This is a genomic window from Micrococcus sp., from assembly GCF_030523875.1.
GTDB lineage: Bacteria > Actinomycetota > Actinomycetes > Actinomycetales > Micrococcaceae > Micrococcus.
On the sequence record NZ_JAUNHR010000023.1, the window covers coordinates 20,809 to 32,073 of the forward strand.

12 protein-coding genes and 2 tRNA genes are annotated in these 11,265 nt (G+C 74.1%); all 14 read left to right on the plus strand.

The window, feature by feature from the left end:
- Positions 1–201: 201 nt before the first annotated feature.
- Positions 202–507, plus strand: a complete 306-nt coding sequence (gene rplU / locus Q4D18_RS04785) for a 50S ribosomal protein L21 (protein WP_135027900.1) — start codon at positions 202–204, stop codon at positions 505–507.
- Between the two features lie 53 nt (positions 508–560).
- Positions 561–818 (plus strand): 50S ribosomal protein L27, encoded by a 258-nt coding sequence (rpmA, locus tag Q4D18_RS04790; RefSeq protein ID WP_303126245.1) that lies wholly within the window; start codon positions 561–563, stop codon positions 816–818.
- A gap of 156 nt (positions 819–974) precedes the next feature.
- The gene (gene obgE / locus Q4D18_RS04795) at positions 975–2,540 is read left to right on the plus strand and encodes a GTPase ObgE (RefSeq protein WP_303126246.1); all 1,566 of its coding nucleotides are present in this window, start codon (positions 975–977) and stop codon (positions 2,538–2,540) included.
- Positions 2,541–2,630: 90 nt separating this feature from the next.
- Entirely contained in the window at positions 2,631–3,845 is a 1,215-nt protein-coding gene (gene proB, locus Q4D18_RS04800) for a glutamate 5-kinase (protein ID WP_303126247.1), read from the plus strand.
- A gap of 33 nt (positions 3,846–3,878) precedes the next feature.
- Positions 3,879–5,207 carry a glutamate-5-semialdehyde dehydrogenase gene (locus tag Q4D18_RS04805; protein WP_303126248.1) on the plus strand — a complete coding sequence of 443 codons (1,329 nt, stop codon included), beginning with the start codon at positions 3,879–3,881 and terminating at the stop codon, positions 5,205–5,207.
- Positions 5,208–5,383: 176 nt separating this feature from the next.
- A complete protein-coding gene (locus tag Q4D18_RS04810; RefSeq protein WP_303126249.1) occupies positions 5,384–5,518 on the plus strand; it encodes a hypothetical protein in 135 nt (44 codons plus the stop codon).
- Between the two features lie 64 nt (positions 5,519–5,582).
- Positions 5,583–6,221: a nicotinate-nucleotide adenylyltransferase gene (gene nadD / locus Q4D18_RS04815; RefSeq protein ID WP_303126250.1), complete on the plus strand. Its 639-nt coding sequence runs from the start codon at positions 5,583–5,585 to the stop codon at positions 6,219–6,221.
- Positions 6,218–7,033, plus strand: a complete 816-nt coding sequence (locus tag Q4D18_RS04820; protein ID WP_303126252.1) for a hypothetical protein — start codon at positions 6,218–6,220, stop codon at positions 7,031–7,033. Before nadD ends, Q4D18_RS04820 begins: the two co-directional genes overlap by 4 nt.
- 28 nt (positions 7,034–7,061) lie before the next feature.
- Positions 7,062–7,487, plus strand: a complete 426-nt coding sequence (gene rsfS, locus Q4D18_RS04825; RefSeq protein WP_303126254.1) for a ribosome silencing factor — start codon at positions 7,062–7,064, stop codon at positions 7,485–7,487.
- A gap of 5 nt (positions 7,488–7,492) precedes the next feature.
- Complete coding sequence (locus tag Q4D18_RS04830; RefSeq protein ID WP_303126255.1) at positions 7,493–8,167, plus strand: histidine phosphatase family protein; 675 nt, start codon at positions 7,493–7,495, stop codon at positions 8,165–8,167.
- 117 nt (positions 8,168–8,284) lie between these two features.
- A tRNA-Ala gene (locus Q4D18_RS04835) sits at positions 8,285–8,357 on the plus strand.
- Positions 8,358–8,585: 228 nt separating this feature from the next.
- On the plus strand, positions 8,586–9,767 hold the full coding sequence (locus Q4D18_RS04840) for a DUF819 domain-containing protein (RefSeq protein WP_303126256.1): 1,182 nt from the start codon (positions 8,586–8,588) through the stop codon (positions 9,765–9,767).
- Entirely contained in the window at positions 9,764–10,888 is a 1,125-nt protein-coding gene (locus tag Q4D18_RS04845) for a dipeptide epimerase (RefSeq protein WP_303126258.1), read from the plus strand. The genes Q4D18_RS04840 and Q4D18_RS04845 overlap by 4 nt, the downstream gene beginning before the upstream one ends.
- 145 nt (positions 10,889–11,033) lie before the next feature.
- Positions 11,034–11,106, plus strand: a tRNA-Ala gene (locus tag Q4D18_RS04850).
- Positions 11,107–11,265: the final 159 nt, after the last annotated feature.

Genomic DNA, 11,265 nt, shown 5'->3' on the forward strand with positions numbered 1-11,265 from the left:
TCTGACGCGGGCGGCTCGCCCGACACACCTCGTTTGGCCGGGAGGTGGGCCACCGAGTATGATCGACACTCGGTGTCCACCCCGCAGGCTTCCCGCATGTCCCGCTCATGGGACCGCCGGACCCGGACGCGCTGCGGTCGAGGTGCGGGCGAGTGGACCTGAAACACGTATCCATGCAACGTCGAGAGAAGTGAGTCCCAAGTGGTGTACGCGATTGTCCGCGCTGGCGGCCGCCAGGAGAAGGTCTCCGTCGGAGACCTCGTTACCCTCGACCGCGTCCCCGCTGAGACCGGTGGCTCCGTCGAGCTGCCCGCTCTGATGCTGGTGGACGGGTCCGAGGTCAAGGCCGGGGCCGACGCCGCCGGGGTGAAGGTGACCGCCGAGGTCGTCTCCCACTCCCGTGGCAAGAAGATCGTCATCCAGAAGTACAAGAACAAGACCGGCTACAAGAAGCGCCAGGGCCACCGCTCTGAGCTGTCCACGGTCAAGATCACCGGGATCGCCTGAGTCGCTGACGCGACCGGCACCGCCCGCAGCATCCAGAAAGACAGGTAACAGCAATGGCACATAAGAAGGCCGGCAGTTCCTCGAAGAACGGCCGCGACTCGAACCCGCAGTACCTCGGCGTCAAGCGCTACGGCGGCGAGGACGTCAACGCCGGCGAGATCATCGTCCGCCAGCGCGGCACCAAGTTCCACCCGGGCCGCAACGTCGGCCGCGGCAAGGACGACACCCTGTTCGCGCTCTCCGCGGGCACCGTGGCCTTCGGCCAGCGCCGCGGCCGCAAGGTCGTGGACATCGTCTCCGCCGCCGAGTGATCCACTCACTCCCGGCGTGAGCGCCCGGGCCGTCCGCACGGCGGACGCCCGCGGCCTCATCTGACGCTCCGGCGGGGGCGGGTCACTGTTCATCAGGACCCGCCCCCGCCGTCGTCGTCTCCCCCTCCTCATCCGCCCCACCCGTCAGGAGCCCCCATGGCCGCCTTCGTGGACCGCGTGGTCCTCCACCTCACCGCCGGCGACGGCGGGCACGGCTGCGTGTCCGTCAAGCGCGAGAAGTTCAAGCCCCTGGGCGGCCCCGACGGCGGCCAGGGCGGCGACGGCGGCGACGTCACCCTGGTGGTGGACCACCAGACCACCACGCTGCTGAACTACCACCACGCCCCGCACCGCTCCGCGGAGAACGGCCAGCCCGGCATGGGCGACCACCGCGCCGGCAAGGACGGCGAGCACCTGGTGCTGCCCGTGCCGGACGGCACCGTGGTCAAGGACCGGGACGGCAACATCCTGGCCGACCTGGTGGGGGAGGGCGCCAGCTTCACCGCCGCCGCCGGCGGCCAGGGCGGGCTCGGCAACGCCGCGCTGTCCTCGGTCAAGCGCAAGGCGCCCGGCTTCGCGCTGCTCGGCCTGCCGGGGGAGAGCCGCGAGCTGGTCCTCGAGATCAAGACCGTGGCGGACATCGCCCTGGTGGGCTACCCCTCGGCTGGCAAGTCCTCGCTGATCGCGGCCATCTCCGCCGCGCGCCCCAAGGTGGCCGACTACCCGTTCACCACCCTCGTGCCGAACCTGGGCGTGGTGCAGGCCGGGGACGTGCGCTACACCGTGGCGGACGTGCCCGGTCTGATCCCCGGAGCCTCCGAGGGCAAGGGCCTGGGCCTGGAGTTCCTGCGCCATGTGGAGCGCTGCGCGGCCCTCGTCCACGTGCTCGACTGCGGCACACTCGACCCGGAGCGGGACCCGCTGTCCGACTTCGAGGCCATCGAGGCCGAGCTCGAGGCCTACGCCGTGGAGCCGGTCTTCTCGCAGGGCGGCGAGGGCGTGGTGCCCCTCAACGAGCGCCCGCGCCTGGTGGCCCTGAACAAGACCGACCTGCCCGACGGCCGGGACATGGCGGACATGGTGCGCGCCCAGCTGGAGGAGCGGGGCCTGCGGGTCTTCGACGTCTCCGCGCTGGCCCACGAGGGCCTGGAGGCCCTCAAGTACGCCATGGCCGGGCTGGTCGAGGAGGCCCGCGCCCGCGAGCCCGAGGCCGAGGAAGCGCCCGTGCCCGTGGAGGTGCCCCGCCGTCGTCGTCGGGGCAAGGACGCCGACTTCACGATCCGCCGGGAGGAGCGCAACCTCGCCCCGCTGTTCCGTGTGCGCGGCGACAAGCCGGAGAAGTGGGTCGCCCAGACCGACTTCCAGAACGACGAGGCCGTGGGCTACCTGGCCGACCGCCTGCACCGCGCCGGCGTGGAGGACGGCCTGTTCAAGGCCGGGGCCGTGCCGGGGGACGCCGTGGTGATCGGCGACGACGAGACCGGCGTGGTCTTCGACTGGGAGCCCACGCTCTCCGCCGGCGCCGAGCTGCTGGCCGGCCCACGCGGCACGGACGTCCGCATGGAGGAGCGCACCCGCGCCACCCGCGCGGAGAAGCGTGCGGAGCAGGACCAGCGGCGCGCCGCCCGTGCGGCCACCCGGGCCGAGATGGAGGCCGAGCGCCGCTCGGGCCTCTGGACCGTCACGGAGGATGCGTCGGAGGACGATCCGCGGGACGATTGACGTCGACACCTCCGGGCCGGCGGGTCGCCCCGCCGATCCGGAGGGGCGGGCCGCCGCCCCGATCCGTGACAGACGAGGAGGGACACTCCCATGGCCGAGCGCCGCACGACCGTCTTCCGCTACGCCACGCCCTCCTCCGGAGCCGCCGGCGACCCCCGCGCCAACCCCGTGGTGGGCCGGGAGGACCTGGCGTCCGCCCGGCGCGCGGTGATCAAGATCGGCTCCTCGTCCCTGACGACCCCGGAGGGCCTGCACACGGAGGCGATCGACGCGCTCGTGGACCTCGTCGCGGACCTGCGCTCCCGCGGCATGCAGGTGGTGCTGGTGTCCTCCGGCGCGATCGCGGCGGGGTTCCCCGCCCTGGGTCTGAGCCGCCGGCCCAAGGACACGGCCACGCAGCAGGCCTCCGCCGCCGTGGGCCAGAACCGCCTGATCTCCTACTACTCGCAGTCCTTCGCCCGCTACGACACCACCGTGGCGCAGGTCCTCCTGACCGCCGAGGAGCTGATGCGGCGGGGCCAGTACATCAACGCGCACCGTGCCCTCGCCCGGCTGCTGACGCTGGACGTGATGCCGATCGTCAACGAGAACGACGCGGTGGCCACGCGCGAGATCCGCTTCGGGGACAACGACCGCCTGGCCGCCCTCACCGCCAACCTCGTCAAGGCGGACCTGCTGGTCCTCCTCTCCGACGTGGACGCGCTGTACACCGGCCACCCGTCCCTGCCCGACTCGCGTCGGATCCGCACGGTCTCCTCGGATGCGGACCTCGCCGGCGTGGACGTCCGCACCCCGGGCTCCGCGGGCGTGGGCACCGGCGGCATGGTGACCAAGGTGGACGCCGCCGGGATCGCCGCCACCACGGGCATCCCCACCCTCCTCACCTCGGCCGACCGCGCCGCCGCCGCGTTCGCGGGGGAGGACGTGGGCACCTGGTTCTCCGCGGCGGGCCGGCGCCGCTCGGCCCGGGCCGCCTGGCTGGGGCTGACGGCGCAGGTCCGCGGGCGCCTGACGATCGACGACGGCGCGGTGGCCGGGGCCATCGACCGGGGCCGCTCCCTGCTGGCCGCGGGCATCACGGAGGCCACGGGCGACTTCACGGCCGGGGACGTGGTGGAGATCGCCGACGGCGGCGGCCGGGTGCTGGCCCGCGGCCTGGCCGCCTACTCCTCGTCCCAGCTGCCGGTCATGCTCGGGCGCAAGACCTCCGAGCTGAAGGCGGATCTGGGGGAGGGGTACGACGGCGTGGTGGTCCACGCGGACGACTGGGTGCGGCTGGCCCCGACCCACTCGGCCTTCCTCTGACCCCGGCCCGGCGGCCTGGATAGAGTGGCCGGCATGAGCACCGAGAGCACGGACACCGCCCAGCCCGACGCCCCCTCCCAGGAGGTCGTGGACCAGATCCTCGAGCGCTCGTCCTGGGCGCGCGCGGCCGCCCCGGAGCTGGCTCAGGCCGGCCGGGAGCGCAAGGACGCCACGCTGCACGCCATGGCGGACGCCGTCCGCGCCGCGTCCGTCTCCATCCTGGAGGCCAACCGCGAGGACATGGCCCGCGGCGAGGAGGCGGGCACCTCCGGGGCCATGCTGGACCGCCTGCGGCTGGACGAGGACCGCCTCGAGGGCCTCGCCCAGGCCCTGGAGTCCCTGGCCGGCCTGCCGGACCCGGTGGGCTCGGTGGTCCGCGGCGGCGACCTGCCCAACGGCATCCACATGACGCAGCTGCGCGTGCCACTGGGCGTGGTGGGCGCGATCTACGAGGCCCGCCCGAACGTGACCGTGGACATCGCCGGGATCGCCCTGAAGTCGGGCAACGCCGTGCTCCTGCGGGGCGGCTCGGCGGCCGAGCGGACGAACACCGTCCTCATCCAGGTCCTGCGCGAGGCGGTCAGCGGCCAGGGCTTCGACGCGAACCTCATCCAGGGCGTCGACGACCTGGGCCGGCCCGGCGTCGCCGCGATGATGGCCACCCGCGGCTCGGTGGACGTGCTGGTGCCCCGCGGCGGGCGCGAGCTGATCCAGCGCGTGGTCCGCGAGGCGCGCGTGCCCGTGATCGAGACGGGCGAGGGCAACGTGCACCTGTTCCTGGACGCCTCGGCCCCCGTGGGGATGGCCGTGGACGTCGCCCTCAACGCCAAGACCCACCGCACCTCCGTGTGCAACGCGGCGGAGACGCTCCTGATCCATGAGGACGCCGCCGAGGCCGGCCGCGAGGTCCTGCGGGCCCTGGTGCGCGCGGGCGTGCTGCTGCACGTCGACGCCGGCGCCCGGGCGATGCTGCCCCCCGAGCACGACCGCGGCCCGGACGCCCGTGAGCCCCTCGACGCCTCGGACGAGGACTGGGGCCGCGAGTACCTGGACCTGGAGATGGCGGTGCGCACGGTCGCCTCGATCGACGAGGCCATGGACCACATCCGCCGCTGGTCCACCGGGCACACCGAGGCCATCGTCACGAACGACCTCGCGAACGCGGACCGGTTCGTCACCGAGGTGGACGCCGCCGCGGTGATCGTCAACGCCTCCACCCGCTTCACCGACGGCGCCCAGCTCGGCCTCGGCGCGGAGGTGGGCATCTCCACGCAGCGCATGCACGCCCGCGGCCCCATGGGGCTCGAGGAGCTCACCACCACCAAGTGGGTCCTGCGCGGCACGGGCCAGGTCCGACGCTGACGCCCGCTAGACTCGTCCACGAGTCCATCCGTGCCGGGACCGTGCCCGGCCCCCGCACCCACGCACCGAGGAGCACCCCATGCTGAACACCTCCCTGATCCTGGCCGCGGCCGAGGGCGGCCAACCACCTGCCCATCGACCCCGTATGGTACGGCCTGATCACCTTCGCCCTCCTGATGGCGTCCCTGCTGGCCGTGCTGTCCATGCGCTCCGTGGGCCTGCGTCACCCCGCGCCCACCACGGCCGTCCAGCACCACGGCACCGGGCCCACCGGCACCCACGGCACCGGCTCGCACAGCGCAGGCCACTGATCCCCCGTGCGGGGCGGGCGGGCTTCATCCCGGCGCCCCGCGCGAGGGAACGGACCGTCCCCGCATGACCGTCGCCACGCGCACCTCCGAGGCCAGCGCCGCACCTCGCCGCCACCGCCTGGGGATCATGGGCGGCACCTTCGACCCGATCCACCACGGCCACCTGGTGGCGGCCAGCGAGGTGGCCGCGGAGTTCGACCTGGACGAGGTGGTGTTCGTCCCCACCGGCCAGCCCTGGCAGAAGTCGGACAAGCAGGTCAGCCCGGCCGAGCACCGCTACCTGATGACGGTGGTGGCCACGGCCTCGAACCCCCGCTTCACGGTGTCCCGGGTGGACATCGACCGTCCCGGCAACACGTACACCGTGGACACCCTCCGGGACATCCGGGCCCGCCGCCCCGACTCCGAGCTGTTCTTCATCACGGGCGCGGACGCCCTCGGGCAGATCCTGACCTGGAAGGACGTGGAGGAGCTCTGGGACCTGGCCCACTTCGTGGGCGTCACCCGGCCCGGCTACGCCCTCGCCGACCTCGGCCTCGAGGACGACATCTCCCTCATGGAGATCCCGGCCATGGCCATCTCCTCCACCGACTGCCGGGACCGCGTGGCCCGGGGCCGGCCCGTCTGGTACCTGGTGCCCGACGGGGTGGTCCAGTACATCAACAAGCACCACCTGTACGTCTCGGAGGGAGACCGGCCATGACCACGCCCCACGACCCGCAGGGGACCGACCGCGAGGATGAGCTCCTGCGCGCCGTCCTGGCGGAGGAGGATGCTGCGGAGGAGGTGGAGCACGGCCGGCGCGACCCGATCAGCCCCGTGGCCCGCGACCGCCTGCGCTCCGGCACGGCGGCGGCCCCGGCTCCGCAGGAGCGCCCCAGCGGGGACGACGTCTACGGTGCGGTCGACCGCGTCCGAGCCGTCCCCGAGGCCTCCGCGCCGGGCGCCGCGATCGGGGACGCGGGCGACGTGCCCGAGCGCACCCCGGCGCCCACGACCCGCCCCGCGCCGACCCCGGCCTCCCCGGACGAGACCTCTGTGCCCGTCGCGCGCCCGGCGGCGTCGGAGTCGGCGCCTGCGACGGCGGCCCCCGCACCCGCGGCCTCGCCGGAGTCCGAACCCCTCGCGCCCGCCGCCGCGGAGCCCGCGCCCGCCGAGCGCCGCACGCGTGCCACGCTGCGGCTCGAGCAGGAGGATGAGGAGACCCCGTCCGCCCTGGCCGAGGGCCTGGCCCGCACGGGACCGGACACCGCGACCATCCGGCAGGTGGAGGCCGCCTCGCCCTGGACGCGGCTGCACTCCCCGCAGGACGACGACGTGGCCCCGCTCGTGCCGACCGGCCCCCGGCCCGGCGCGGGGGAGGAGGACGACCCGGCCGCCCCGCCCGCGACGGACGCCGCCGTCCCGACCGACGACCCGGCCGGGCACGGTGCACGCCGGCGCACCGCCCTGCTGCTGGGCGCCCTCGTGCTCCTGGCCCTGATCGCGGTCGTCCTCGCGATCGTCCTGAACTGACCTCTCCACCCCCACCCCTAGGAGCACCGTGACCGTTCCCCAGACCACCCTGGACGCCCTCAGGACCGCCGCCGCCGCGGCTGTCGAGAAGGTGGCCACCCACGTCGTCGCCGTGGACGTGGCCGAGCGCCTCGGCCTCACCGACGCGTTCCTGATCGCCTCCGGCGCCTCCGAGCGGCAGGTCAACGCCATCGTGGACGGGATCGAGGAGCGCCTGCTCGTGGAGGAGCAGATCAAGCCGCTGCGTCGCGAGGGCCGCTCGGACGGCCACTGGGTGCTCCTGGACTACGGGCACTTCGTGGTGCACGTCCAGCACCAGGAGGACCGCGAGTTCTACGCGCTGGACCGCCTGTGGAAGGACAGCCCGCAGATCGACCTGGGGCTGCCCGAGGAGGCCGGCCGGCCGGACGCCGCCCCCGAGGACCCGGACACCGCCGGCGCGGCGGGCCTCTGAGCGCCGTGCGGCTGATCCTGCTCCGGCACGGGCAGACCGACTGGAACGCGCAGGACCGCTACCAGGGCGGCTCGGACGTCGAGCTGAACGCCGCCGGGGAGCGGCAGGCGCGCGCCGCGGCCGCCGGCCCGGTCGGGGACCTGCTGCAGCAGGCCTCGGCCCTGGTCGCCGTCGCCTCCCCCCTGCTGCGCGCGCGGCGGACCGCGCAGATCGTCCTGGAGGACGCCGTCGGCGCCGGGGACCTCGCGGTGGACCCCGAGCTGCGCGAGCTCGGCGGCGGTGACTGGGAGGGCATGGAGATGTCCGCGATCGCCGAGCGGTGGCCGGCCGAGCACCACGCGTGGCGCACCATGCCGGACCTCGACGCCGGCCCGGTCGGGGGAGAGGTCCTCCGCGACGGCGGCCGGCGCGTGCTGGCCGCCGCTGACCGGCACGCCGCGGCGGCCTGGGGGACCGGGCCCCACGGCGACGCCGCCGAGGGCCCCCGCACGCTGCTGCTGGTGGCCCACGGGGCCGTCATCCGCGCGGCCGTGGGCCTGGCCCTGGGACGGGAGGGCGCGGAGTTCGCCGCGATCCCGCGCATCGGCAACGCCCGCGCCGCCGTCCTGGAGGGCTCGTTCCCTGCCGAGGGCGTGGAGGGAGCCCCCGGCTGCTGGACCCTGGCGGGCTACGACGTCTGAGCGCGTCCGCCCACCCCTCTCGGGGCTCGAATTGCGCCCTGGTCCGCCGTGGTCTACACTTGTCGAGTTGCCTGCACGGGGCGGAGGGATCCGGACCGGAGGGCGGCACCCGCACTCGGGGGTATGGCGCAGTTGGTAGCGCGTCTGCATGGCATGCAGAAGGTCAGGGGTTCGAATCCCCTTACCTCCACGGTGAGAAGGGCCGGGACATCGGATGATGTCCCGGCCCTTCGCGCATGCCCGGGGCCGGGTGCGCCACGGGGGCCACGCGTGACGCGCGGGCGGGGGCGTGGCCCGCGTCACGTTAGGGTGGAGGACGTGCCGCGGGAGCAGTCGGGGGGCGCGTGGTGACCGGCCGCGTCCGGTCGGGCCGCGGCGCACTCGCACCCGTACCGGTCTCCACAGAATCGAGGCGCCCGTGATCAACGATCCCGTGCTCGTGCTCGGCGTGGTGGTGGGCCTGGCGGGCCTGCTGATCGCGCTCGAGTCCTACACCGGCTGGAAGGTCTTCAAGTACGTCCCGGCCTTCGTCCTCATGTACCTGGGCTGCGCCGCGCTGAACACCTTCGGGATCCTCGGCGACGCCGAGGGGTCCCGCGACGCGCTGAAGGCCACCAAGGACCTGCTGCTGCCCGCCATGATCTTCGTCCTACTGCTGGGCTGCGACCTGCGCCGCATCGCGCAGCTCGGCCCCAAGCTGCTGCTGACGTTCTTCGTCACCGTGCTGTCCATCATGGCCGCGTTCATCGGCGTGTTCGCCCTGTTCCGCGCGATCCTGTCCACCGACGTCCTCTCCGCCGAGGCCTGGATCCCCATGGCCTCCCTGCTGGGCTCCTGGACGGGCGGCTCCGCCAACATGGTGGCGGTCAACGAGATCCTCGAGGGCCCGGAGAACCTCTTCGGCTTCGCGGTCATCACGGACACCGTGGTCTACTCCGCGTGGCTGATCGTCATGTTCTCCTCGGTGGCCGTGGCCTCCCGCTTCGACCGCTGGACCAGGGCCGACTCCACCCGCCTCGAGGAGCACATGGAGCGCGTCGCGGTCGACGAGGCCCCGATCACCCGTGCCTCGCTCGCGGTGAACGTCTTCACCTCCCTGCTGATCGGCGCCGTCGCGCTGCGGTTCGGCACCTGGATGGCCAAGGACCTGGGCCTGGGCGGCGACGTGCTCAACGCCACCGGCTGGACGATCATCTTCGTCTCCGTCGTCGGCCTGATCGCCGCGCAGACGCCCCTGGGCCGCGTCGCCGGCGCCACCGAGGTCGGCTCGCTCATGCTCTTCGTGATCATCGGCCAGATCGCCACGGGCTCGGACTTCACCGGCATCGCCGAGGCCCCCGTCTACCTGCTCATGGGCGTGCTGATCGTCCTGATCCACGGCGCCATCATGGTGGCGTACGCGAAGGCGGCGAAGGCCGACCTGTTCTCCCTCACCGTCGCCTCGACCGCCAACATCGGCGGCCTGGCCTCCGCCCCCGTGGTGGCGGCCAGCTACGACCGCCGGCTGGTCCCCGTGGGCGTGCTGTTCGCCCTGATGGGCTCGCTCATCGGCACCTTCGCGGGCCTCGGCGGCGGCGCCGTCATGAGGCTCCTCGGATGACGGGCGAGCCGGCGGGGACCCCGGTGACGGTGGCGGCCGTGCGCCACCACCGTCACCGGGCCCGGCTCCTGCACCCGTTCGTCACGGCGGCCCGGCGCACCGAGGCCGTCGAGTACGTCGTCGTCGAGGTGGAGCTGGCCGACGGGACCGTCGGGCAGGGCTCCGCCGCGGAGACCCGCGCCGTGACGGGGGAGGACGCGGAGACGATCGAGCGCTCCGTGGCCGCCGAGTTCGCCCCCGCGCTGCGGGGCGCCACCGGCACCCTCACGGAGCTGCTGGGCCGGCTCCCGGCCCCGCGCCGGGGCGCCACGAGCGCCCGCTCCGCGGTGGACGTGGCCGTGCACGACGCCGTCGCCCGCGCCGCCGGCGTCCCGCTCACCGCGCTGCTGGCCCCGGCCGGGGCCACGGTGCAGGACGAGCTCGAGAACGACATGACCGTCTCCCTCGAGGACCCGGCCACCATGGCGGCACGCGCCACCGAGGCCGTGGCCGACGGCACCCGGATCCTGAAGATCAAGCTGGGCCGGGACGTCGAGGAGGACGCCGCGCGGCTGCGCGCCGTGCTCGCGGCGGCCCCCCAGGCGCGCCTGCGCCTGGACGCGAACCAGGGGTGGAGCGTGGCTGACGCCATCGCCGTCATCTCCGGAATGGAGGACGAGGGCCTGCCCGTGGACCTCGTGGAGCAGCCCGTGGCCGCCGAGGACGTGGCGGGCCTGGCCCGCGTGCGCGCCGCGGTGTCCACGCCGATCATGGCGGACGAGGCGCTGTGGTCCTCTGAGGACGCCCGCCGGCTCATCGACGCCGGCGCCGCGGACCTGTTCAACATCAAGCTCGCCAAGACCGGCGGGCTCGAGGACGCGGTGCGCATCGCGGACCTGGCCGCCGAGCACGGCATCGGCTGCATGGTGGGCTCCATGATGGAGCCGAGGATCTCGATCGGTGCCGCGGTGCACCTGTCCCTGGCGCACCCGGCCGTCACGATGGTCGACCTCGACGCGCCCCTGTGGTTCGCCTCGACGGCGCCCGAGGGCGGCTTCGAGCAGACCGGCGGCACCGTCCGCCTCACCGGGGGCCCGGGCCTGGGCCTGCAGCGCCTGGACGCGCGGGTCGACACGGCGTGAGGCCGCCCCGGCCGGTCCGTCGCGGCCGGCCGGCCGGGGGCGGGCTCGCCGCGGCGTCCGGGCGATTTGCGCCGGGGGGTGCGGCTCAGTTAGTGTTCTCGAGTCGCTCCGGCCCGGTCCGCCGGATGGAGGGACACCCGCTCTCGGGGGTATGGCGCAGTTGGTAGCGCGTCTGCATGGCATGCAGAAGGTCAGGGGTTCGAATCCCCTTACCTCCACGGAAGCACGAAGGCCCGGTCCGCACGGACTGGGCCTTCGTCATGCCCGCGGCCGGCCGTCAGGCGGTGGTCAGCAGCGCCTTGACCGCCCGACGCTCGTCCACGGCGGCGTAGGCCTCGGCCGCGCGCTCCAGGGGCAGCGTCAGGTCGAACACCGCG